At 36.7% G+C, this 24190-nt stretch carries 20 protein-coding genes; 19 read left to right on the top strand and 1 reads right to left on the bottom strand.

Features of this window, described 5'->3' with window-relative positions; translation table 11 throughout:
* The first annotated feature begins 17 nt into the window (after positions 1–17).
* On the top strand, positions 18–2000 hold the full coding sequence (locus AC4E8B_RS22735) for a WD40 repeat domain-containing protein (RefSeq protein WP_490215755.1): 1983 nt from the start codon (positions 18–20) through the stop codon (positions 1998–2000).
* A 327-nt stretch (positions 2001–2327) separates the two neighbouring features.
* Entirely contained in the window at positions 2328–4865 is a 2538-nt protein-coding gene (locus AC4E8B_RS22730) for a hypothetical protein (protein ID WP_490215753.1), read from the top strand.
* Positions 4866–4943: 78 nt separating this feature from the next.
* On the opposite strand, the gene AC4E8B_RS22725 is transcribed toward AC4E8B_RS22730, so the two are convergent.
* Positions 4944–5735 carry an SGNH/GDSL hydrolase family protein gene (locus AC4E8B_RS22725; RefSeq protein ID WP_490215752.1) on the bottom strand — a complete coding sequence of 264 codons (792 nt, stop codon included), beginning with the start codon at positions 5733–5735 and terminating at the stop codon, positions 4944–4946.
* A 189-nt stretch (positions 5736–5924) separates the two neighbouring features.
* Between AC4E8B_RS22725 and AC4E8B_RS22720 the strand changes: the two genes are divergently transcribed.
* From AC4E8B_RS22720 to AC4E8B_RS22640, 17 genes are all read left to right on the top strand, one after another.
* Positions 5925–6665 carry a YveK family protein gene (locus tag AC4E8B_RS22720; protein ID WP_490215751.1) on the top strand — a complete coding sequence of 247 codons (741 nt, stop codon included), beginning with the start codon at positions 5925–5927 and terminating at the stop codon, positions 6663–6665.
* Positions 6655–7359: a CpsD/CapB family tyrosine-protein kinase gene (locus tag AC4E8B_RS22715; protein ID WP_490215750.1), complete on the top strand. Its 705-nt coding sequence runs from the start codon at positions 6655–6657 to the stop codon at positions 7357–7359. The genes AC4E8B_RS22720 and AC4E8B_RS22715 overlap by 11 nt, the downstream gene beginning before the upstream one ends.
* 96 nt (positions 7360–7455) lie before the next feature.
* Positions 7456–8223 carry a tyrosine-protein phosphatase gene (locus AC4E8B_RS22710; protein ID WP_490215749.1) on the top strand — a complete coding sequence of 256 codons (768 nt, stop codon included), beginning with the start codon at positions 7456–7458 and terminating at the stop codon, positions 8221–8223.
* A gap of 257 nt (positions 8224–8480) precedes the next feature.
* Positions 8481–10301: a polysaccharide biosynthesis protein gene (locus AC4E8B_RS22705; RefSeq protein ID WP_490215748.1), complete on the top strand. Its 1821-nt coding sequence runs from the start codon at positions 8481–8483 to the stop codon at positions 10299–10301.
* Between the two features lie 11 nt (positions 10302–10312).
* The gene (gene galU / locus AC4E8B_RS22700; protein ID WP_490215747.1) at positions 10313–11200 is read left to right on the top strand and encodes a UTP--glucose-1-phosphate uridylyltransferase GalU; all 888 of its coding nucleotides are present in this window, start codon (positions 10313–10315) and stop codon (positions 11198–11200) included.
* A gap of 216 nt (positions 11201–11416) precedes the next feature.
* Positions 11417–12547, top strand: coding sequence for a DegT/DnrJ/EryC1/StrS family aminotransferase (locus AC4E8B_RS22695; RefSeq protein ID WP_490215745.1), 1131 nt, complete (start codon positions 11417–11419; stop codon positions 12545–12547).
* The gene (locus AC4E8B_RS22690) at positions 12547–13227 is read left to right on the top strand and encodes a sugar transferase (RefSeq protein ID WP_490219852.1); all 681 of its coding nucleotides are present in this window, start codon (positions 12547–12549) and stop codon (positions 13225–13227) included. The genes AC4E8B_RS22695 and AC4E8B_RS22690 overlap by 1 nt, the downstream gene beginning before the upstream one ends.
* Positions 13187–13681: a GNAT family N-acetyltransferase gene (locus AC4E8B_RS22685; protein ID WP_490215744.1), complete on the top strand. Its 495-nt coding sequence runs from the start codon at positions 13187–13189 to the stop codon at positions 13679–13681. The genes AC4E8B_RS22690 and AC4E8B_RS22685 overlap by 41 nt, the downstream gene beginning before the upstream one ends.
* Positions 13671–14624, top strand: a complete 954-nt coding sequence (locus AC4E8B_RS22680; protein WP_490215742.1) for an aminotransferase class V-fold PLP-dependent enzyme — start codon at positions 13671–13673, stop codon at positions 14622–14624. The genes AC4E8B_RS22685 and AC4E8B_RS22680 overlap by 11 nt, the downstream gene beginning before the upstream one ends.
* Positions 14625–14656: 32 nt before the next feature.
* Positions 14657–15694 (top strand): GNAT family N-acetyltransferase, encoded by a 1038-nt coding sequence (locus tag AC4E8B_RS22675; RefSeq protein ID WP_490215741.1) that lies wholly within the window; start codon positions 14657–14659, stop codon positions 15692–15694.
* Positions 15695–15743: 49 nt separating this feature from the next.
* The gene (locus tag AC4E8B_RS22670; protein ID WP_490215740.1) at positions 15744–16976 is read left to right on the top strand and encodes a glycosyltransferase family 4 protein; all 1233 of its coding nucleotides are present in this window, start codon (positions 15744–15746) and stop codon (positions 16974–16976) included.
* Between the two features lie 2 nt (positions 16977–16978).
* The gene (locus AC4E8B_RS22665) at positions 16979–17998 is read left to right on the top strand and encodes a polysaccharide biosynthesis protein (RefSeq protein WP_490215739.1); all 1020 of its coding nucleotides are present in this window, start codon (positions 16979–16981) and stop codon (positions 17996–17998) included.
* Positions 17998–19107: a capsular polysaccharide biosynthesis protein CapF gene (locus tag AC4E8B_RS22660; RefSeq protein WP_490215738.1), complete on the top strand. Its 1110-nt coding sequence runs from the start codon at positions 17998–18000 to the stop codon at positions 19105–19107. The genes AC4E8B_RS22665 and AC4E8B_RS22660 overlap by 1 nt, the downstream gene beginning before the upstream one ends.
* A 3-nt stretch (positions 19108–19110) precedes the next feature.
* Positions 19111–20235, top strand: coding sequence for a non-hydrolyzing UDP-N-acetylglucosamine 2-epimerase (gene wecB / locus AC4E8B_RS22655; RefSeq protein ID WP_490215736.1), 1125 nt, complete (start codon positions 19111–19113; stop codon positions 20233–20235).
* A 1-nt stretch (position 20236) separates the two neighbouring features.
* The gene (locus AC4E8B_RS22650) at positions 20237–21382 is read left to right on the top strand and encodes a glycosyltransferase family 4 protein (RefSeq protein WP_490215735.1); all 1146 of its coding nucleotides are present in this window, start codon (positions 20237–20239) and stop codon (positions 21380–21382) included.
* Positions 21383–21587: 205 nt separating this feature from the next.
* Positions 21588–22889: a phenylacetate--CoA ligase family protein gene (locus tag AC4E8B_RS22645; protein WP_490215734.1), complete on the top strand. Its 1302-nt coding sequence runs from the start codon at positions 21588–21590 to the stop codon at positions 22887–22889.
* A 4-nt stretch (positions 22890–22893) separates the two neighbouring features.
* The gene (locus AC4E8B_RS22640; protein WP_490215733.1) at positions 22894–24186 is read left to right on the top strand and encodes an oligosaccharide flippase family protein; all 1293 of its coding nucleotides are present in this window, start codon (positions 22894–22896) and stop codon (positions 24184–24186) included.
* Positions 24187–24190: the final 4 nt, after the last annotated feature.

Genomic DNA, 24190 nt, shown 5'->3' with positions numbered 1-24190 from the left:
AGCCGGGGGAATAAATCTTGAGAATTAAAGTACTTTTAAGTACAATAATATTGTCTATGGCAATAGGTGACTCTTCAGTATTAGCGAATATGCCGAAAGATTTTAATCTCGGCCCAAAAGTCTTCCAAACCTCAGCCCTAACCGCCACATCCGGCACAGACGATTTTGGCAACGACTACATGTACTTCATCATGCACGGCACCCCATCAGCCCTGGCAGTTGTCGACCTAAACACAAATCAAACTGTAAACGTCTTCACTCTATCAAATTCTACAAGTGCTTGGGGTTTAGACGTCGATGAAAAGGGTATAGTATGGGTTGGTGGAACAACGGATGGAAATATATACAGCTATAATCCAAACACAAACGAATTCACTGATCACGGTAATAAGCTGACAAATCCGAAGGATACGGCTATTCAGGATATTGATGCAGCCAATGGAAAAATCTTCGGTTCAACTGCATATGGCGGATCAGTCTTTCTATACGATTCCGAGACTGAAGATTTAAACAACTTCGGCCAAATCATGAACAAAAAAGAATTCGCTAAATCCCTTGTCTATGATGAAGAAAATGATTCTCTTTATATAGGTGTTGGTTCAAAGGCGGAACTGGTTAAGTATGATCTTCAAACGAAAAAGAAGACAGCTTTCCTGCCAAGCGAGTATCAGGATGATAAGTACATAAGAGACTTGAAAATCCAGGATAACTACTTATTTGCCCGAATGGATCCATCGAATAGGCTAGTCATTTTTGATAAAAACACTTTGGAAAAAATAGATGAGCTTGAGATGAATTCAAGAACAGTTTCAGCGGTTTTGGAGGACGAAATATACTACTCCCAAAACAATTCCTTCTATAAATACAATCTTCTCACCAAAGAAACAATCGACCTACAAGTTTCGTTATTTAAAGGAACCGAGCTTCTCAATCTTGATTTCGTTGAGCTCAATGACCAAGAGCTTTATCCTGGCATGACACTGGTTGGTCAAATCGACAACGCGGGCAACATGTTCCGCTATAACATCCAGACTGGCCATTACGAGATTACAAAGCTGGACCTTCCAGCCCAGCCGGTCACTCTTTACACAATGCTGGCAGATGAGAAAAAAGAAAATATCTTTATCAATGGATATATGTCCGGCGGATTGGCCATTTACAACACGAGAGAGAAAACATCGAAGCTCTTCCAGAACATAAGCCAAATCGAGTCCATGTCCTTAATGGGAGATAAGCTGTATATTGGCGCTTATCCAAATGCGCGCGTGCTTGAGCTTGATCTAAGCAAACCATGGACTGCCAGTAATCCTCGGGAAATGATGAGGCTCGGCAACTATGGCCAATCTAGATCTACAGCAATCACGGCTATGCCAAAACTGAACAAAGTCTTTGTAGGCACATATCCAGAAACAAGTGTTGGCGGGGGTGCACTCGCTATATATGACTTGAAAGAAGATAAATATGAGGTATACGAAAACTATATCTACAATCAAAGTCTGGTTTCTTTTGCCACTCACAATGGTTATGTCTACGGCGGTACATCAATTCACGCCAACTATAAAGTAAATGAGCGCGGAGCAAGGTTCTTCCGCTTCCGTCCGGATAACCCGGAGAAGCCGGAGTACATCCATCTCCCAATGAACGCCAGCATGATTACTAGCCTGATGGTAGATAAAAATAATCTGATCTGGGGTATGGCGGATGGTACATTATTCTCCTACAACCCGGAAACGAAAGAAATTAAAACGCAGCAAATCCTTAACCTGATCTCCGGCCGCTTCCATAATGGAAAAATCATAGAAGGCCTTGACGGCAATATTTACGGTACCGTCGAAGGGAAACTTTTCAAAGCGAACCCTAAAACTCTATACTATGAGATTCTAAAAGAAGACGGAGCCTATGATCTAGTCCAGGATTATAAGGGCGATCTCTATTTCCGCAACCAGGCCGACCTATGGAAATATTCATTAAGCAAACCGGAAAAGAAACAAGACAATTAGAATATTAGCAACAGTATAATTTCTCACTAAAAAAACCCAGAAAATCTTTTTCTGGGTTTTTTACTATATTAATAGAAGAAACTTGTATTACATCTGTATTATATTTCCTATATATCCATATAAATATAACCTTGGAAAGAATTTATCATTTAACTAAATCCTATAATGATTTACCATATTCTATGGAGAGGGAATGCTAGATATTACCTCGACTTCTATTAAAATGTTAAAAGTTTAGAAACTTTATCCTAGGTATCTAGAATAAGGCTCTGCTTTTGACAACAACTGGTCAATTTTACACAATAATTCTATTAGGGGGCTTTTTCCGTGAATAAGAAACACGCAATCAAAGTATTAAGCGCAACAGCTGTTGCAGCTACAGCATTTGTAGCAACTTCACCAGCAGATGCATCTGTTCAAACTGATGCTCAAAAATTAGTTAACCAAGCAAAGAATGCTGGTACAGTATTAAAGTGGGCTATTTCTACAGAAGGTTCTGCTGATGGCACGACTCGTCCATGGGCACAATATAATGCTGCTAAAGCTGCTCGCGACAAAGCCGTTGCTGCTGTAAATAAATTGCCTGCATCTCAAAAAGCTGGCTACCTGGCTGACCTTGAAGCAAACGTAAACCTACATATCACTCGTGCTATGTACTATATCGATGCAATTACAGCCGGTGAAAAGATCAAAGCGAAGCAAGACGTTCTTTCTGCTCAAATCGCTAAAGGCGCAATCAACGATGCAACTGAAACTGCATACCACGAGCTTTCAAAAGAAATCCGCAAGCAAGGTGTCCTTCTTGACCGCGTTTATGGTAAATCAACTCGCGATGAAATCCGCGGACAATACAAGCAAGCTGCAGAAACAGTTCGCGACAGCGTTGTTTATGCTGTAACAGTGAAAATGGAGCTAGACCTCGCGGCTGATGCTCTTGAAAACAACAACATGGCTGAAGTGGAAAAGCACTTGGCAGAAGCTAACAAGTATATCGATGAAGTTCAAAACTCAGCAATGAAGGCTACATTGACAAAAGTTCTTGGCGAAATTGAAGCTGAGTTAACTCCTGCAGTTAAGTCTGTAAGCGCGGTTAATGCTACTCAATTAGTTGTTACTTTCAACAAAGAAATCGATGCTGCAGACGCAACGAAAGATAAATTCAAATTAGAAACTGCAACTGCTGCTTCAGTAACAGTATCTGAAGACAACAAAACAGCTACTGTTACTTTTGATAGCGTACAAGTTTCTAACAAAGTGATCACTGTTGAACCTGTTAAAACAAAAGCTGACGCAAAAGTTCTTACAGAGCGTTATGTTTCAACATTAACTTACACTGATACAAAAGCTCCATCAGTAACAGGTGTAACGTATGATTACGTAGCTGGCAAAGCAGTTGCCACTCTTACTTTCAGTGAGCCATTAAAAGCTGCTGGTACAGTATCTGTAAATGGTGTAGCTACTAAGGTAACAGAAAACCTTGCAGCTGGTACTGTTTCAATCTCTAATCTTGAAGTTGGAAAGTCTTATAAAGTAGACATCGTTGGGGCGAAAGACAAAGCGGACAACATTGCTAATCCAATCGTTGAAAACTTCACTGTACCAACTGCCGTTAAGGATGAAGTGAAGCCTGTTGCTTCTATCTCTGCTTCTGGAAACGAAGTAACACTTAACTTCTCAGAAGAGGTAACTCTTACAACTGTAACAGTTAATGGCAAGAACCTTGCTGGAAAGTTTGTTCAGGACAAAACTGATAAAACAAAGTATGTTCTTGATGCTCAAGATGCAAAATTACTTGATGGTGTTAATTTCTTAACTGCAAATGTAGCGGTAGAAAGCTTCACTGATAAAGCAGGAAATGCTGGTGAAAAGGTTGAAACTACAGCCACTTTACAAGCTGACCGTACAGCGCCTGCATTTGTATCTGCTACAGTAGCACCGACAAATGACTTACTTCTAGTAACGTTCAACGACGAAGTAGAATCAGGTAACCTAACTGGTTTAAACGAACTATCTTTGAAAGTTTTGGATAACGTCTACAAGACTGGCGTAAACCAGAATCTTACTGCGGATAACACGAAATTCGGTTATGATGTAGATGGAAATGGTACTGTTGAGGGTACAGAGAACAACGTTCTTGCTATCGACTACACATTTGTACCAAAATCAACATACAAATTTGAATTAGCCGGTGCTGTTGCAGCTGATGCTTACGGTAACCAAGTAACAGATACTTTAACATTTACTGTAACTGCTCCTGAAACAACAACTGCTCCAGTTGATCCAAAAGCAGATGTTAGGTTTGGTACTGTACAAGTGAGTGGAAGTGTTATCACAGTTCCTTTCAATAAAGATATGAGCAACACGGCAATCGATGCTTCTAACTACAAGCTTGGCGGCAAAGTATTGCCTAACAGCACTGAAATGAAGTTTGTTGGAGACAGAAAAACGGTTGAAATCACTCTTCCAGAAGGTTTTGTAACAGCTAATGGTACTTATGTACTTGAAGCAACTAACCTTACTGACAAAGATGGCAACACACTTGAAAATGCTAAAGCTGCTGCTACATTGAACAGCGTTAAAGAAAACGTTGCACCAACAGTTGAAAAGGTGACAGCATTAAACAGCAAGAGCCTGACTGTTAACTTCTCTGAAGCAATTGCTAACAATAACGAAGTTAAAGGTGTTGCAGTTAAAGTTAATGGAACGCTTGTACCTACATCTTCCATGAAAGCTGCTAATGGAGTTCTATCTATTGCAACTACTAATGACTTTAACCTATCTGACAGCGTAACTGTAGTAATCGAATCTACAAACCTTACAGATGCAAATGGCAACACTGTTAAAAACGCTACAATCGCGAAGTAATAAAATTGAGAAGAAGCCTGTGATCTCACAGGCTTCTTTTTCTAAAAAAAAGACCGAAGCCGCAGCTTCAGTCCTCTGTTAGTTGTTTACCAAGTAATCCCCCACAAACCCAGCCCACAACTCATACCCCTCATTATCAGGCTCACTCAAATCCTCAACCAAATACTCCTTCATGTCCTCTGTCTTATAATCCGGCCAAGCCGCCCAATGATCTAAATAAACGAAACCATTATCTTCCGCATACTTCTTAAGTGCATCCACCTGTACCGGGTAAAAATTAGCATTATACAGCGGATAAGGTGGCTGCAGTACAAAAACAACGGAAGGACTATCCTGTCTAATTTCCTCTATAATATTAGTAACGTTCTTAAGGGATTCTTCTATAACGACTTTACCATTATCATTCAGCGTGAAGGGCTCAAGGATAACCATATCCGGTTTCTCGCTGCTGATCTCACCTGCAAGGCCTTCTTCGACAAATTCAGCTGAAGTTTTTGGATAGCCTTTGGCAGTGAAAGATACTATGTTTCCAAAACTTGCTTGAATTTTTTCTTCTATTATATTGCCCCATTGAGAGTGATCTTCTCCAAGCACTTCTGATCCGGCAGCTACAATATTAAAGGGCCGGCCTTCTTCAAAGGTCTTACTTAATGTGGTTTTACTTTCCTCCGGCCAGTTGGCTGCGAGGCTTAACAGCTGTTCTTTCGAAAGGTCAGTCAGTTTTTCAGCTGCAGGTTCTGTTGTCTCCTGTACAAGAGTGGCCGTTGTTTTATCAACGGCATTTGTGGTCTTATCATTCCAGTGCAGGTTGCCAAATACGAGTATGACTACGCATACAACAGCTAGCAGGCTGGTGAATAAAGCTTTCATCTATATACCTCCGATATAATCCATTTTTCACCAAATCCCCAAAAACCCTTTCTCTTTTGTCGAAAATAAGGTTTAATAGAAATTATATGTTACAAATTAAGCCATTTGCATTTAAATTATGACAAGGATTGTAATAAAATACAAGAGTATATAAATAAATTGTAGTTTTATAGGAATAGGGAGGAAGAAATGGAAGAGACGATAAGTTTGAAAGAGCTGTTTCAAACGCTCCGGAAAAGATTGAATTTAATAATAGTTATTGCGTTAATCGCGTTGATTGTGAGCGGAGTTATCAGTTATTTCTTTATTACACCGATCTACAAAGCGTCTACGCAAATCCTGGTTAACCAGGCGAAAAATGAGCAGTCTGTCTATACGCCAAGTGAAGTTCAGACAAATCTACAGTTGATTAATACGTATAACGTCATTATGAAAAGCCCGGCCATATTGGATCTGGTCATTCAGGAATTGAATCTGGATATGAATGTGAATGCATTGAACCAAAAGATTGCGGTGCAAAGCGAAAATGATTCACAGGTAGTGACGATAAGTGTAGAAGATGAAGATCCACAAAAAGCTGCAGACATTGCCAATAAAGTAGCCGAAGTGTTCCAGAATGAAATTGTCACCATCATGAATGTCGACAATGTCAGCGTCCTGGCTGAAGCAACAGTGGCTGAGAACCAGTCGCCAATCAAACCGCAGCCCCTCCTTAATATTGCGATTGCTTTAGTAGTCGGGCTGATGGCCGGTGTGGGCCTTGCATTCCTGCTGGAGTACCTGGACAACACGGTAAAAACAGAACAGGATATCGAGAAGCTGCTTGAGCTGCCGATATTAGGGGTTATTACAAAGATAGACGAGCAGGATGTACAGGCTCCACGGGGAGATCGTACATCCAGAGGTAGAGGTGAATCCATTGGCTCTTAAGAAAAATAAAAAAATGAAGACTTCTGATCATAAAAGAAAGCTGGTAACAACGCATAATTCTAAATCGCCGATTGCAGAACAATACCGGACGATCAGGACTAATATTGAATTTTCTGCCGTGGATGGAGAAATGAAGACCATTATGGTCACTTCTTCAGGTCCCGGGGAAGGTAAATCGACTACAGTATCCAATCTTGCGGTGGTTTTTGCTCAGCAGGGGAAGAGGGTATTGCTTGTTGATGCCGATCTAAGGAAGCCGACGGCTCATTATACATTTAACTTAACTAATACATTTGGGCTTACAAATGTCCTTACGAAACAAATGGATCTAGTTGAAGCTGCAGCGGCAACCGATGAGAAAAATCTATTCATCCTCCCAAGCGGGCCGATTCCGCCAAACCCGGCTGAGGTGCTGGGATCTAAGGCAATGGATGAACTCCTTGCTGTCGCGGCACAGGCTTTTGACTTCATTCTTTTTGACACTCCGCCTATGCTGGCTGTGGCTGATCCGCAAATTCTAGCCAATAAGGTTGACGGCGCGATTCTGGTAGTGTCAAGCGGGACGACCGAAATCGAACAGGCCGTAAAGGCAAAAGAACTGCTTCATAATGCTAAATCAAAGCTTTTGGGAGCCGTGCTTAATAACAAAAAAGTACAAAATGCGCATTATTATTACTATTACAGCCATAAGTGACAAAAAACGACAGATTTAGCTATTTACCGATAAATAGGCCTATAGTATGATTATATAAGATTTACATTTTTTACAATAAATAGGAGGCGGGGTTGCTTGATTGATATTCACAGTCATATTTTGTACGGAATTGACGACGGCGCCAGAACATTGGAAGACAGTCTGGAAATGGCCGAAGCAGCAGCAAAAGAAGGAATTCGTTCAATCATTGCAACTCCCCATCATAAAAACGGAAGATATGACAATGTAAAAGAAGAGATTCTTAGAAAAGTAGATGAATTGAATCTTTCACTGCAAGCTGCCCATATTGATATAACCGTCCTGCCAGGCCAGGAAACCCGAATATGTGGAGAAATTCTTGAAGATATAGATAAGAATGAAATTCTCACCTTAAACAACACAGGTAAATACCTATTCGTTGAACTTCCATCCAATCATGTGCCGAGATATACAGACAAACTGCTTTACGACATCCAGGTAAAAGGCATGACCCCTGTCATCGTCCATCCGGAAAGAAACCAGGAAATCATAGAACGCCCTGACCTGCTTTATCGTTTGGTCAAAAACGGGGCACTTACCCAAGTCACTGCATCGAGCGTAGCTGGTTATTTCGGAAAAAATATCAAAAACTTTTCCTTTCAATTAATAGACGCCAACTTAACCCATTTTGTTTCATCAGATGCCCATAATATTACAAACAGATCCTTTAAGATGTTAGAGGCCTATGATCTGATTGAAAAAAAATATGGTACAGACATGGTCTATTATTTTACTGAAAATGCCGAACTACTTGCAGAAGGCAGCAATGTATACAGAGAAATACCCGAGCCGGTAAAGAAGAAAAAGTTTCTCGGTATCTTTTAAACTGCATAATCGGTAATGTCTCCTCGCCGTTATCCAAGGGGGCACTCGGCTATTCTGTGGGAAAGAGGTTCTATGCCTCTTTCCTTAGACGCTTGTCGTCATTAGGGTGGTGTGAGGGTGGGTTGGATGCCCGTTTACATATTGTGATAAATATCTAATGAAAAGACATGAAGCTTCATGTCTTTTCATTAGATATTTATTTTCGTAGTGTACTTTATCTAAATACCATAATAAAGAAAAATTTAGGAGGATTGTAAATGTCCTATCCAAAGCGCCTGACTTTTCTAGTTGCGTTAGATTCCCTTATTGTTTTGACCGCTATTTATATCAGTTATATTACTCTTCATCCCACTTTGCAGATTTTTAAATATGAAACATTGATGCTGACTTCCATTACCTTGTTATTAAGCCACCATTTGTTTGCCAGTATTTACAGGCTCTATAACAAGGCCTGGGAATATGCGAGTGTAGGCGAGCTTGTTGCAATAGTGAAAGCGGTCAGCCTTTCCATCATGATGACGGCTTTTGTCCAGCAGCTGGTCATTCAGGACATTTACTTCCGGGCTCTTATGCTCGCCTGGATGCTCCATGTTCTCCTCATCGGAGGATCGCGCTTTTCCTGGCGTGTCTACCGCGACCGATACATTAAACCACAGGTTGAACAGACGCGGGCATTGATTATTGGAGCAGGTGCAGCAGGCACCATGCTTGCCCGCCAGCTTTTGAAAAATAATGACGCAGGAATCAAGCCGGTTGCTTTTATTGACGATGACCCCAAAAAATACAAGCTGCAAATACTTGGCCTTCCGGTAGTGGGAAATTCTAAGCGCATCAGTAAATCAGTTGAAACATTGCAGATTGATAAAATCATCATTGCCATTCCTTCATTAAATAAGGAAGAAATGAAGAAAATCTTCGAACAGTGTGCAGGGACAGATGCCAAAACGGTCATCATGCCGCTGATTGAGGATGTGATGCTCGGAAACGTTTCGGTTAACCAGTTCCGCGATGTCCAGGTTGAGGATCTTCTCGGCAGGGAGCCTGTCCAGCTGGATTCAGAAAGCCTTTCGCAAAAGCTGACAGGCAAGACGATCATGGTGACAGGGGCAGGCGGAAGCATTGGCTCCGAGATCTGCCGCCAGGTGATTAAATTCCATCCGAAGAAAATTGTTCTGGTCGGCCATGGGGAGAACAGCATCTACCTGATCGACATGGAGCTACGTAATCTCAAAATCGAGAATCTGGAAATCAGGCCGGTTATTGCTGACATCCAGGACCGGGCAAGGATCTTTGAAGTGATGCAGGAGCATCAGCCGGATGTGGTCTACCATGCTGCAGCCCATAAGCATGTGCCGCTCATGGAATACAATCCGAAAGAAGCTGTGAAAAACAATGTCATCGGCACGAAGAATGTCGCTGAGGCAGCTGATACATTCGGGGTTGGCACATTTGTGCTTGTGTCCTCTGATAAGGCAGTAAACCCAACCAATGTAATGGGCTCTACCAAACGGATTGCCGAAATGGTCATCCAGGCGCTGGACGAGCAGAGTAAAACGAAATTCGTCGCTGTCCGCTTCGGCAATGTCCTCGGCAGCCGCGGCAGTGTGATCCCATTATTCAAAAAGCAGATCCAGGCAGGCGGCCCGGTAACGGTCACCCACCCGGATATGACCCGCTATTTCATGACGATCCCGGAAGCATCCAGGCTGGTTATGCAGGCAGGGGCCCTGGCGCGCGGCGGAGAAATCTTCGTCCTTGATATGGGAGAGCCGGTCAAAATCGTCGACCTGGCGAAAAACCTTATCCAGCTGTCAGGCTATACAATAGAAGAAATCGGCATCAACTTCTCAGGTATCCGTCCTGGGGAGAAGATGTTCGAAGAGCTGCTAAATGAAAAAGAAGTGCACACAAAAGCGGTATTTCCGAAGATACATATTGGGAAAGCTGTGCTCGAGCAGGAGCATGAAGTGCATTATTTGATAGATAGATTTGAAACGATGACGGTGCAGGAGATTAGTGAGTTTGTGATTAATGTGGCTAATCGGAGAGAGAATAAGATTTTATCTTTAGCGAAATAGGGGGCTTAATAATGAAGAAAGTGCGGAAGGCGATTATTCCTGCGGCTGGATTAGGGACGAGGTTTTTGCCGGCTACGAAGGCGATGCCGAAGGAGATGCTGCCGATTGTGGATAAGCCGACGATACAGTATATTGTGGAGGAAGCCATTGCAGCCGGTATTGAAGATATCATCATCGTTACTGGAAAAGGCAAACGCGCTATTGAAGATCACTTTGACTTTGCCCCTGAACTTGAACAAAATCTGTTGGAAAAAGGAAAGATGGAGCTGTTGGACAAGGTTAACTACTCCAGCAATCTAGCAGACATCCATTATATCAGGCAGAAAGAACCTAAGGGACTGGGACATGCAGTATGGTGTGCGAGAAACTTCATTGGGGACGAGCCATTTGCGGTCCTGCTCGGGGATGATATTGTTCAAAGTGAAACTCCTTGCTTAAAGCAGCTTATTGATCAGTATGAAAACACTCATTCATCGGTCATCGGTGTTCAGACAGTGCCAGAAAGTGAAACTCATCGCTATGGAATTGTGGACCCTTCTGTTAAGGACGGCAGAAGATATCAGGTAGAAAACTTTGTGGAAAAGCCGGCGAAGGGAACTGCCCCTTCCAATTTGGCTATCATGGGTAGATACATCCTTACACCAGAGATCTTTATGTTCCTGGATCAACAGGAAAAAGGAGCAGGCGGTGAAATCCAGCTGACGGATGCGATTCAAAAGCTTAACCAAATACAACGGGTATTTGCTTATGATTTTGAGGGTGTACGATATGATGTTGGTGAGAAATTAGGGTTTATTAAGACGACGATTGAGATGGCTTTGCAGGATGGGGAATTGAGGGAGGATCTTGTGAGGTTTTTGGATGAAACTTTGAGTGGGTTGAAGGTTAGTAAAGACTAACAAAAGTAAATTCTATTCTAGGCATACTATTGATTTTTAGTATGTCTAGAATATTTTTATGTAAATGATATATTTGAATTGCAAATGGAATTATAGGAATAAGTAGTTGATAACAGGTATTTATTTAGTAGCTTAGTAGTTCGATGGAAAAGATTAAATTCCAGCTAAGTCCTAAACTACTAAATCATAAAGTAATACTAGGAAGGAAGTTTGGAAATGGAATCTACTAAAGTAAAAGAAAGAATATTCCTCTCTTCACCACATATGAGTGATGAAGGCTACGAAATGCAATATGTTAAGGAAGCATTTGATACAAACTGGATTGCGCCCCTTGGTGAAAACGTAAATGGATTTGAAAGAGAATTAGCCGATAGGGTTGGTTCCAAAGCTGCAGCTGCACTTTCTTCTGGAACTGCTGCTATCCACTTGGCTCTTAAAGCTGCTGGAGTAGGAGAAGGGGATATTGTTTTCTGTCCAACCCTTACCTTTTCAGCTACCGCAAATCCAATCATTTATCAGAATGCCATTCCAGTTTTTATAGATAGTGATTATGAAACGTGGAATATGAGTCCGAAAGCTTTAGAAGAAGCATTTGAGAAGTATCCAAAAGTAAAAGCAGTCATTGTAGTTCATTTATATGGCTTATCCGCTGATATGGATAAAATCATGGCGATTTGCAAGAAAAATAATGTAGCGGTTATAGAAGATGCTGCTGAGTCATTGGGTTCTTACTATAAAGGTAAACAAACGGGGACGTTTGGTGATTATGGCATTTTCTCTTTTAATGGTAACAAGATTATCACTACATCTGGCGGTGGAATGCTGGTTTCTAATAATGAAGAACGAATTGCTAAGACAAGATTTTGGGCAACTCAATCGAGGGACCAAGCAAGACATTATCAGCATAGTGAATTAGGGTTTAATTATCGGATGAGTAATGTTGTTGCTGGGATTGGCAGAGGGCAGCTTAAGGTGCTGGATCAGAGAGTTGAGAAGAAGAGATATATTTTTGAGTTTTATAAAAGAGAGCTTGGTGAGCTTGAGGGTGTTGAGTTCATGCCTAGTAATGAATGGGATGATCCGAATTATTGGTTAAGCTCAATGACATTGACAGGTAAAGTTAGACCTGTTGATATATTTGATGCGTTGGAAGCTGAGAATATTGAGTCAAGACCGGTTTGGAAACCGATGCATATGCAGCCTTTCTTTGAGAGATATGATTTTGTTGGTGATGGTGTATCCGAGAAGTTGTTTGAGAATGGTGTTTGTTTGCCGTCTGATACTAAGATGACGTATATGGATTTGGAGAGAGTTGTAGAGATTATTAAAGGATTGTGGATAAAATAATGAATAGTTATAAAGGCGATTTATATAAAAGGTTTTTTAAAAGATTAACGGATTTCATTCTATCTTTAATAGCTATTATCGTGCTTAGTCCGATTCTACTAATTGTTGCAGCCCTAGTAAGATTCAAGTTAGGTAGCCCAATCTTGTTTAAACAAGAAAGGCCAGGACTTAATGAGGAAATTTTTATGATGTATAAATTTAGAACAATGACAGATGAAAAAGATAAGAATGGGAACTTATTTCCTGACAATGAACGATTAACTAAGTTTGGAAAGTTCTTAAGGTCTACATCTCTCGATGAGTTACCAGAGCTATTTAACATTCTTAAAGGAGACATGTCGATTATAGGACCAAGACCTTTGCTAGTTAGATATTTGCCATATTATCGTGAAGAGGAAAGGTTACGGAGTAAAGTCAGACCAGGAATCACTGGATTAGCCCAAGTCAGTGGAAGAAATGCCCTTACTTGGGATGAACGTTTCAAAACAGATGTAGATTATGTAAATAACCTTTCTTTCATACTAGATGTCAAAATCTTAATTAACACAATTCTAGTTGTATTTCAGAGAAAAGATATCTTGGTTGGATCAGAACATATTATGAAAGACCTAGATGTAGAGAGGAAAGAGGAATTTAACTATGGATTTAGAAAACAGGAAAATAGAGGTCAGATTAATTAGTGTAGAAGATTTAATTGAAAATAAGAATTTTATGATCGACTTATTAGAGGATAATCTCAACATAAACTTTCCTAGTATGAGCAATTTAAACAAGTACGCAATTAATGGTTATGATGATATGCTTCGTTTTAAAAGGGACAATTCCGCTATCCTAATTGGGGCTTTTGACAATGAAAAAATAATTGGTTTTATTTGGGCTTACACAAGAGAAATTTTTGGTGAGAGAAGGATACACATTGGACATATTGTTGTAAGCTCCGAAGTAAGGTCAGGAGGTATTGGTTCAAAGTTATTAAAGTGTCTTGAAGATTATTCTATTCGTGAAAATATAAAAAAAATTGACTTGATGACCACATTTGAAAATGAAAAAACAATGAAATTTTATAAAGCAAATGACTTTTCGATTGTACGTGTTCAACTTGAAAAGGAACTAGGTGATATTGATGATAATTGAAAAAATTGCTCTTAACAAAGATGATCAAAAAATACATGAGTACTATTATGACAGTGCTCGTGAGGGAATGTTTGATCTTTTAAATAGTATGAAAAATGATAACCTAATTGATACGTTATTTTTACCTGGTTACATTGGTTGGTCTCCTAGAGAAGGAAGTGGGATATTCGATCCAGTTAACAGACTAGAAGGTTTGTCGGTCCAATATTATAAGATGACACCTGATTTAAATATAGATTTAAATGACCTTTCCCAGAGAATAGAAGATATTGATAAAGGCAAGTTTGCAGTATTAGCAGTAAATTACTTCGGATTTATTGATTTACGAATTAAAGAAGTTGCTGATACAGTCAAAAAAAAATCTGGTTGGCTAATTGAAGATAATGCACATGGTTTTTTCACATACCAATACACAGAGAATAATTATTCAGATGCCACATTCTTTTCATTGCATAAAATGTTCCCATTTAAAAATGGGGGAAGCCTAATTGTGAAAAATAGTAAACTTAAATCATTGAAATATAGTGGTAATAGCATGACTGATGTTGATTATAATCCTTGGAAATATGATGTGAAGAATATAGCAAAATTGAGAAAAGAAAATTATGAGGTATTAGATAATATTATCCATAATGAAGAAGTGAGTGAATATTTTACTCCATTAAAAGATTGCTTATTGCCAGGTAATATTCCACAAACTTATCCAGTTTGTATAAAAAAGGGAAATAGAGATAGAATATATGAATTAATGAATGAAGCCGGATTCGGTGTTGTTAGTCTATATCACACATTAATTGAGCCTCTAAGGAACTCTGAATATCAAACTAGTATTGAGCTTTCAAAGTGCATTATGAATCTACCAGTACATCAGGATGTTAATAAAGATAAATATAAGGATATGATCAAGTTACTTGTTAAATATTGTGAGGAAACAAGTGCATAGGCATATCTGAGAAAGGATGTTTTTTAGAATTTATGCTTTCAATAATTAACATAGATGAACATGAGAAATGGAATAGTATTGTAAGAAGTTTTAAAAACTATGATGTAAGTTATTTGAGTGATTATGTAAAAGCGTTTCAACTGAATGGTGATGGTTTGCCCCTTTTATTTTATTACGATGATGATAGGACAAGAGCAATAAACGTTGTAATGAAACGTGATATAGCAAAATCAGTTCAATTTAAAGATAAGTTTCCTTTAGACACTTGGTTTGATCTATCCACCCCTTATGGTTATGGTGGCTTTTTGTATGAGGGAGAAGATTATTCAGAGGTTAACAAAGCATATGATGACTATTGTAAAGAAAATGGATTTGTGAGTGAGTTTGTAAGGTTCCATTTAATAAGTGGATCTCAATCCTTTTACAATGGTGTAACTCAAACCCCGACAAGGAACATAATTCGTAGTCTGGATATGTCGCTAGATGATATGTTTATGGACTTTGAGCATAAAGTTAGGAAAAGTATTAAAAAGGCGAGTAGAGCTCAGTTGGAAGTGAAAATAGACACTGATGGTTCTAAATTAGATGAATTTTTGAGCATATATTATGGAACTATGGACCGTGCAAATGCGAAGGGGAACTATTATTTTTCTGAAGAGTTTTTTAAAACAATTAATAAATTGGAAGATAATTATGTGTATGTTCATGTATTGTACGAAGGGAAAATCATCTCTACAGAACTCGTGATATACGGTACTGAAAATTGTTACTCTTTCTTAGGTGGCACCGATCGAGACTACTTTCATTTGAGTGCGAACAATTTCTTAAAATATGAAATTATTAAATGGGCTAAAGAAAAAGGTCTTAAGAGATTTATTCTTGGTGGTGGCTATGCAGCTGAGGATGGTATTTTTAAGTATAAAAAAAGCTTTGCACCAAATGGAATCTATGATTTTTATATTGGAAAAAAAGTTTTTAATGAAAAGAAATATAATGAATTAGTTGAAATACGTAAAAAAGAAGAAGGGTTCGATGCTAACACAGCATTTTTCCCAGCATATAGAGATTAAGTGAAAGAAAATTCAGATATACAAGAAGACGGACAAGGTGGAATAAGTAATGAACGTAATTTTTCTTTCAATTGGTGGTTTAACAGATTTAGGTGAAAATGCTGTTTATCCAGATTTACTCAGACATTTTCGAGATAATGGTCATTCAGTACATGTTGTATGCCAGCGTGAAAGACGTTCTGGATTACCCACAGAAATGAAAATTGAACATGGGATAAAAGTACTTCGAGTACAGACTGGAAATATCACTAAGACAAATATAGTTGAAAAGGGTATTTCTACAATTCTGATTGGTTCCCAATTTAAAAAAGCAATAGAAAAGTTTTTTAAAGAAATAAAATTTGATTTAGTGCTTTATTCAACTCCTCCAATAACGATCGCAAGCACAGTTTCATACCTAAAAAAACGTGATAATTCTTTTTCTTATCTTATGCTGAAGGATATTTTTCCACAAAATGCATTGGATATAGGAATGCTTCAAGATACAGGATGGAAAGGTGTTCTAACCAGGTACTTCTTTATGAAAGAAAAGAAACTTTATCAAGTTTCAGATTTTATAGGATGTATGTCAGAGGCAAATGTTAATTTCTTACTAAATAATAACGATTATATAAATGAAGAAAAAGTTGAAGTTTGTCCAAATACTATTAATCCATTAAACTCTTCTAAAAAAATTGATAAGAAAGTGTTAAGGGATAAATTTAAACTTCCTCAAGATAAAATGATATTTGTTTATGGTGGGAATTTCGGAAAACCTCAAGATGTAGAATATATTATTAAAGTATTAAATAGCAATACAGGAAACACCAATATGCATTTTGTAATGTGTGGTTCAGGCACGGATTTTTATAAAATCAAGGATTATGCTAAAAATGTCAATAACTCTCATGTTACTGTTATGGATAGTTTAAACAAGGATGAATACGGAGAACTACTTGATGCATGTGATATAGGGTTAATCTTTCTTGACTATCGATTTACAATACCTAATTTCCCTTCGAGATTACTTGATTATATGAATCATAGCATGCCGGTCTTTGCAGCTACAGATAGAAATACAGATGTGGGAGAAGTTATTTTAAACGGAGGGTTTGGATGGTGGTGTGAAAGTAATGATGTTAAGGGCTACCAAACTATCATTGATAAAATAACCTCTAACCCAGAATTAGCAAAAGAAAAAGGTAAATTAGCTAGAGAATATTTAGAAAAAAATTATGATACAAGAATTTCATATGAGCGAATTGTAAATGCCTATAAAAAAAGAGGTAAACTGGAGGATTAAAGATGTTCAATGGTAAAACACTACTTATTACTGGTGGTACTGGTTCCTTTGGGAATGCAGTAATGAAAAGATTTTTAGATACAAATATAAAAGAAATCCGTATATTTTCACGTGATGAAAAGAAACAGGATGATATGAGGAAACTATATAAAAATGATAAGTTGAAATTTTATATTGGTGATGTAAGAGACTTAGCAAGTGTAAAAAATGCTATGCATGGGGTGGATTATATCTTTCATGCTGCAGCGCTTAAGCAAGTACCATCATGTGAGTTTTTTCCATTAGAAGCTGTGAAGACAAATGTTATGGGGACTGATAACGTTCTAACTGCTGCAATTGAAAGTGGAGTAGAAAAAGTTATTTGTTTGTCTACAGACAAAGCAGCCTACCCCATTAATGCAATGGGGATTTCTAAAGCAATGATGGAAAAGGTGTTTGTGGCTAAAGCTAAAACCGTAAATCCTGAAAAGACTCTTATCTGTGGAACAAGATACGGAAATGTGATGGCTTCTAGAGGTTCGGTAATTCCGTTGTTTATAGAACAAATTAAAAGTGGACAACCTTTAACTGTTACCGATCCTAATATGACTAGATTTTTGATGAGTCTTGAAGAAGCGGTGGAGCTTGTAGCTTTTGCATTTGAAAATGCTGAAGCTGGAGATATCATGGTTCAAAAAGCCCCCGCATCAACAATAGGAGATTTAGCACAGGCAATTAAGGAGTTATTTAATGTAGACAATGAAATTAAGGTAATTGGTACTCGACACGGTGAAAAGTTATATGAAACTTTACTTACAAGAGAAGAACATGTAGTAGCACAAGATCTGGAAGGATTTTATAGAGTGCCAGCCGACAAAAGAGATTTAAATTATGATAAGTATTTCGTTGAAGGGGACGAAAATTTATCTTCTCAGGATGAGTATAATTCTCATAACACTGAGAGGTTAGGAATAGAGGCAATTAAAGATAAGCTATTAATGCTTGAGTATGTTCAGGAAGAATTGAAAGGTTGGAATAAGTGATGAAAATAATAGTGACCGGTGCAGAGGGTTTTATCGGTAAAAACCTGGTTGCAGAGTTACGAAACCGAAGCTATACTGACATTTTGGAATTTGGAAGAAACACTGATTCGGCATTGCTGGAAGAATACTGTAAAAAAGCGGATATTGTTTTTCACCTTGCAGGTGTAAATCGCCCGAAGGATCAGTCAGAATTTATGGATACTAACTTTGGTTTTACATCAACTCTACTTGATACTTTGAAAAAGTATCAAAATACCTGTCCGGTTATAGTTTCTTCATCTATCCAAGCATCGATGAATAACCCTTATGGTATTAGTAAAAGAGCAGTTGAGGATTTAGTATTTGAGTACAGCAAAGTGACTGGGGCGAAAGCAATTGTATATCGTTTACCAAATGTATTTGGTAAATGGTGTAAACCTAATTACAATAGTGCTATAGCAACATTTTGCCATAATGTAGCTAATGATTTACCTGTAACTGTAAATGATAGAAATGCTTTAATGAATTTAGTATATATTGATGACGTTGTAGAAGAACTTATAAATGCCCTAAGTGGTAATGAAAATTCAGTTGGTGGATATACTGAGGTTCCGGTTGTTCATACTATTACTCTTGGAGAAATCATTGATTTAATATATTCGTTCAAGAGTAGCCGTCAGGAACGTTCTATTCCTGATATGTCTAATCCATTTACAAAAAAATTATATAGTACTTACTTGAGTTATTTGCCTGCAGATAAATTTAGTTATGACCTTAAGATGAATGTAGATCATAGAGGATCCTTTACAGAGTTTATTAAGACTCCTGATAGAGGTCAAGTTTCTGTGAATATTTCTAAACCAGGTATTACAAAGGGAAACCATTGGCATCACACCAAGAATGAGAAATTCCTAGTGGTAAGTGGAAAAGGAGTTATCCGGTTTAGGAAACTTAACTCAAATAAGGTTATTGAATATTTTGTTAGTGGAGAAAAAATGGAAGTTGTAGATATACCTACTGGATATACCCACAACATCGAAAATCTAGGTGACACTGATATGGTGACCATTATGTGGGCAAATGAATTCTTTGATCCAGAGAAACCAGACACTTATTACTTGGAGGTATAACTAATGAAAAAGCTTAAAGTGATGACAGTTGTTGGTACTAGACCAGAGATTATAAGACTATCAGCTGTTATTAATAAATTAGAAGAATCAAATGCAATAGAACATACTCTTGTTCATACTGGACAAAATTATGATTATGAATTAAATGAAGTATTCTTTAAAGATTTTAATTTAAAAAAACCTGATTACTTTTTAAATGCTGCTACTGGAACTGCGGTAGAGACTATAGGAAATATCTTAGTTAAAATAGACCCTGTTATGGAAGAAGTAAAACCAGATGCATTTTTGGTACTTGGAGACACTAATAGCTGTTTATGTGCTATTGCAGCAAAAAGAAGACATATTCCAATCTTCCATATGGAAGCAGGAAATAGATGTTTTGATCAAAGAGTGCCAGAAGAAACAAATAGAAAAATTGTCGATCATACAGCGGATATTAACCTAACTTACAGTGACATTGCAAGAGAATATCTTCTTAGAGAAGGATTCCCATCAGATAGAATTATTAAAACAGGAAGCCCAATGTTTGAAGTACTTAATGCAAGAAAAGATGACATTGAGAAATCCGATGTATTAGAGAGATTGGAACTTGAAGAAGGAAAGTATTTTGTAGTATCAGCTCACAGAGAGGAAAATATTAATTCGGAAAATAATTTTATGGATTTAGTAACTAGTTTAAATGCTGTGGCAGAAAAATATCAATTACCTGTTATTATTAGTACACATCCTAGAACAAAGAAAATGATTGAGGCTAAAGGGATAGAGTTTAATCCTTTAGTGAAAACGATGAAACCTTTAGGATTTAATGATTATGTGAAACTTCAAACTAAGGCTAAAGCGGTTCTAAGTGATAGTGGAACGATTAGTGAAGAGTCTTCTATCCTTGGCTTTAGAGCGCTTAATATAAGGCAAGCCCATGAAAGACCAGAGGCAATGGAAGAAGCAGCAGTTATGATGGTTGGTTTAGTTCAAGAAAGAATTTTGCAGGGATTAGAAGTATTGGAAGAGCAAGAGGAATATACATTAAGGACTGTTGAAGATTACAGTATGCCTAATGTATCAGATAAGATACTTAGAGTCTTATTGTCATATACAGACTATGTGAATAGAGTTGTGTGGGGGAAGTAGTATGAAAAAGAGGGTTTTGATAATGGCTGGCTATTACGTCCCCAGTATTAAAGGTGGCGGGCCTATACAATCTATTAAGAATTTAGTAGATAACCTTTCAGATAGAATCGACTTTTATATTGTTGCTGCCGATAGAGATTTAGGTGATAATAAACGCTTTAATGGAATAAAAGTTGATGAATGGCTCCCAGTTGGAAAAGCTACTGTTCTTTATACTAATTATTCGGAATTAACATGGAGTAAGACGTCGGAAATAATAAATAGTATAGATTATGATTCGATTTATCTTAATAGTTTTTTCTCGTACAAAGATAGTATTGTGCCTATCTTGTTGACTAAGCTGAAAAGAATATCTGGAAGACCAATCATAATAGCTCCAAGGGGTCAGTTTTCAGCAGGTGCTCTAGGTTTAAAAGATAAGAAAAAGAAACTATATATAGAAATAGCAAAAGTTATGGGATTATATAAAGATATAATTTGGCATGCAACAGCCGAAATGGAAAAAAATGATATTCAATCTATATTTGGGAACAGAGTTAACATAAAGATAGCAAACAATCTAACTGCCAACTATAATGAATTCAAATATGAAAAAAGTATAGGAAAAAATAAGGGTGAACTAAAAATAGTTTTTATTTCAAGGATTCATCCAAAAAAAAATCTTAAAAAGGCTATCGAATTTTTGAAAGATATTCATGGGAGGGTAGAATTTAATATTTTCGGGCCCATTGAAGATAAATTCTATTGGTCTGAATGTAAGAAATTAATAGAAGAACTACCCGAAAATATAAAGGTTTCATATAAAGGTTCAGTAGAACATAACAAAATTATAGATATATTTAAAGCACATCATATATTTCTTTTTCCAACTTTAGGGGAAAACTTTGGACATGTAATATCTGAGGCCTTAATTGGCGGTTGTCCTGTAATTATAAGTGATCAGACACCTTGGAGTGGATTAGAAAAACAACAGGTCGGCTGGGATATAGCTTTAGCGGATAAGGACAAATTTAAAGAGGCTATTAATCATTGTGTGAATTTAGACGGTGAAAATTATAGAGTGCTTTCTAAGAATGCCTTTGAGTATGGAAAGCAAAAATCTAATAACATTGAAGATATAGAAGAAGGTTATAATCTTTTTAAATAAGAATTTTATTTATAACTGATAAATATCTATTTATAATTAATCCAAAAAATACATTTATTTTGATGCCTATCCCCGCCTTCACAAATGTAACCAATGGTATAAGAATGGTATATCATACGAATTGCATTATTATTTAGATGAAATTTATTTAGATATAATCTTTACTAGTATTGTTTTTATTTTTGCAGATATTTGAGGTGGGTAAATGTATTTAATTAGACTATTTAAAAAAAGAAGAATTGAAAAGTTAATAAATAACAGAGAAGTGGAAATTAGTGAAGTAGATCAAAATAATATCCAGGAGTATCAATTAAGAAAGTTCAATGAAGTGTGGAAAGATATATATTTGAACGTTCCTTATTATAGTCAACTAGTAAAAAGGGGAGTTTTACAAAAAGAAATAAATAACTGGGATGAATTAAAAATATTTCCAATCCAGACAAGGGATTTTGTACAAAGTAATAGTGAGAATTTGTTTAGTGCTAAAAATGAAACAAAGGGATGGACTTCAACAGGAGGTTCTACTGGAAGGCCGTTTAAATTTCCGTTCTGGAAATCCGAAAAGTTATTTACAGAACCAGATTTATGGTCTTCAAGAAAGAATTGTGGAATAAAGCGTTCTGATAAACTATTTATTCTATGGGGACATTCACACCAATTGGGAACGGGAATGGCCAGATATATCAAAACATTTCAAAGGAAAATAAAAGACAATATATTAGGTTACAGGAGATTTCAAGCATATAATTTATCTACAACTAACTTAAGGAAAGCATGTGATGAATTACTTATTTACAAACCAAGCTATATGATAGGGTATAGTAATGCATTATATCAGTTGGCAAAAGCTAATGAAAAAAGAAGCGCGAAACTAAGAGAGCTAAATTTAAAAGCAATAATAGCAACATCTGAAGCATTTTCAAGTGAAGAACATCAAAGGTTCGTTGAAGAAGTCTTTGGTTGTAAGGTTGTTTTTGAATATGGTTCAGCAGAGACAACAATTATGGCATCTACGATGAATAATGGGTATTATAAGGTTTTTTGGAATAATTACATTCTTGAAGGTGTTTTACAGGATAATGGGACTTATAATGTGTTAGTAACTTCTCTGTATCCAAGAGCCTTCCCTTTAATAAGGTATGAATTAGGTGACAAAGTCTCAGAACCAACTCTTAATAAAAAATCTATTACTGAGTTCAGAAGCATTCATAATGGTAGAGGTGAACTTTTGTTTTTAGATGAAGAAACTCCTATTCATACCACATACTTTGAACATTGTATAAAACCAAATTCAAAAGTGATAGCATATCAAGTAATAAAGAGAAAAGATAACATCGAAATAAATATTTTAGCGCATTCAGAACTTAACAGTGCTGAAAAAGAGATTATACTTAAAGATTTAAGTAGAAAAGATGAGCGATTGGGTAGATGTAAGATTAATTGTGTTAATAGTCTAAAACAAACAGTTGCTGGAAAAACCAAAATTATTATAAATGAGGAAGAATAAAGTTATGGACAACATCATTCAAGGTGTAAAGAAACCATCATTAAAGAGTAGTTTTTCATGGACTTTGGTGGGAAATTTATTTTTTTCTTTTTCTCAATTTATGATAGTTATTATGTTAACAAAATATGGAGATGTGAAAATGGTAGGGCAGTATATTTTAGGATTAGCTATTACTGCACCAATTTTCCTTTTTACAAATCTTCAGTTAAGAGTGCTATTTATCACAGATGTTGATAATAAATATTCGTTCATTTCAATTTTAAAAACAAGATGTCTTACAGTCCTTATCTCTTTTGTACTAGTACTGTTTATTATATATTTCGGTAATTACGATAATAATACTGGCGCAATAATATTATTAGTAACATTACTCAAAATAATCGAATCATTTAGTGATATTATCTATTCAGTTTATCAAAAAAGTGAACAGATGAAATTTATATCTATTTCTAAAACAATTAAAGGGTTTATTTCTATAATAACTATTTGGTTATCTATGTATATGCTAAATAATGGTGTTTTCACCTTATTTTTATTATTAATCTTTATGATAATAAGTTTATTTTTAGTAGATATACAATTAGGTAAGAAATATATTAAGATAGCAAAAGACATAGATATAAAACAACTTTATAGAGAATTACTTCCGTCTAATGGACTAAAAAGTTTCAGAACACTATTAGTAACTGCCTTACCATTAGGAATAATTGCTACTTTAGATAGCTTTAACGTCAACATACCTCGCTACTTTATTCAATTTAGTTTAGGGGAAGAGGATCTTGGTTATTTTGGTTCTATTTCCTATATTATGCTTTTAGGTGGCATAGTCGTAGGGGCACTTGGACAAGCAGTAATGCCAAGGTTATCTAGTTATTATAAGAATGATACACGTAATTATAATAATCTATTAAATAAATTAATCTTTATAGGATTTATACTAGGTTTCCTCGGATTTTTATTTACTATTTTTATGGGAGAATTATTTCTAACAATATTATACAGCAAAGAATATGCTAGTTATACAGGTTTATTAAATGTAATTATGCTATGTGGTATTTTATGGTATGTGGCTTCATTTATAGAAACAGGAATATATGCGACTCAGGAGTTCAATAAACAATACCTTATACATGTATTTACTATAATTACTTCCATTATAGCTTGTATGATTTTAATACCAGCTTATGGTTTAATGGGAGCCGCATTTTCTATGTTGATTTCAATGGTAGTTAGAATGTTTGTAGGTCTTTATATCCTTCACAGTGTAAAACGTAAAAACTCCCTCTCTGGATATTGAGGTG

Source organism: Bacillus sp. SRL543, from assembly GCF_984799205.1.
This window is presented reverse-complemented; position numbering and strand designations above follow the sequence as displayed.

Coding starts and splice junctions, on each gene's coding strand:
- AC4E8B_RS22725 (WP_490215752.1), bottom strand. CDS start 5,735: ATGAAAGCTTTATTCACCAGCCTGCTAGCTGTTGTATGCGTAGTCATA.
- AC4E8B_RS22720 (WP_490215751.1), top strand. CDS start 5,925: ATGGAAGAGACGATAAGTTTGAAAGAGCTGTTTCAAACGCTCCGGAAA.
- AC4E8B_RS22705 (WP_490215748.1), top strand. CDS start 8,481: ATGTCCTATCCAAAGCGCCTGACTTTTCTAGTTGCGTTAGATTCCCTT.
- galU (WP_490215747.1), top strand. CDS start 10,313: ATGAAGAAAGTGCGGAAGGCGATTATTCCTGCGGCTGGATTAGGGACG.
- AC4E8B_RS22695 (WP_490215745.1), top strand. CDS start 11,417: ATGGAATCTACTAAAGTAAAAGAAAGAATATTCCTCTCTTCACCACAT.
- AC4E8B_RS22690 (WP_490219852.1), top strand. CDS start 12,547: ATGAATAGTTATAAAGGCGATTTATATAAAAGGTTTTTTAAAAGATTA.
- AC4E8B_RS22685 (WP_490215744.1), top strand. CDS start 13,187: ATGGATTTAGAAAACAGGAAAATAGAGGTCAGATTAATTAGTGTAGAA.
- AC4E8B_RS22680 (WP_490215742.1), top strand. CDS start 13,671: ATGATAATTGAAAAAATTGCTCTTAACAAAGATGATCAAAAAATACAT.
- AC4E8B_RS22675 (WP_490215741.1), top strand. CDS start 14,657: ATGCTTTCAATAATTAACATAGATGAACATGAGAAATGGAATAGTATT.
- AC4E8B_RS22670 (WP_490215740.1), top strand. CDS start 15,744: ATGAACGTAATTTTTCTTTCAATTGGTGGTTTAACAGATTTAGGTGAA.
- AC4E8B_RS22665 (WP_490215739.1), top strand. CDS start 16,979: ATGTTCAATGGTAAAACACTACTTATTACTGGTGGTACTGGTTCCTTT.
- AC4E8B_RS22660 (WP_490215738.1), top strand. CDS start 17,998: ATGAAAATAATAGTGACCGGTGCAGAGGGTTTTATCGGTAAAAACCTG.
- wecB (WP_490215736.1), top strand. CDS start 19,111: ATGAAAAAGCTTAAAGTGATGACAGTTGTTGGTACTAGACCAGAGATT.
- AC4E8B_RS22650 (WP_490215735.1), top strand. CDS start 20,237: ATGAAAAAGAGGGTTTTGATAATGGCTGGCTATTACGTCCCCAGTATT.
- AC4E8B_RS22645 (WP_490215734.1), top strand. CDS start 21,588: ATGTATTTAATTAGACTATTTAAAAAAAGAAGAATTGAAAAGTTAATA.
- AC4E8B_RS22640 (WP_490215733.1), top strand. CDS start 22,894: ATGGACAACATCATTCAAGGTGTAAAGAAACCATCATTAAAGAGTAGT.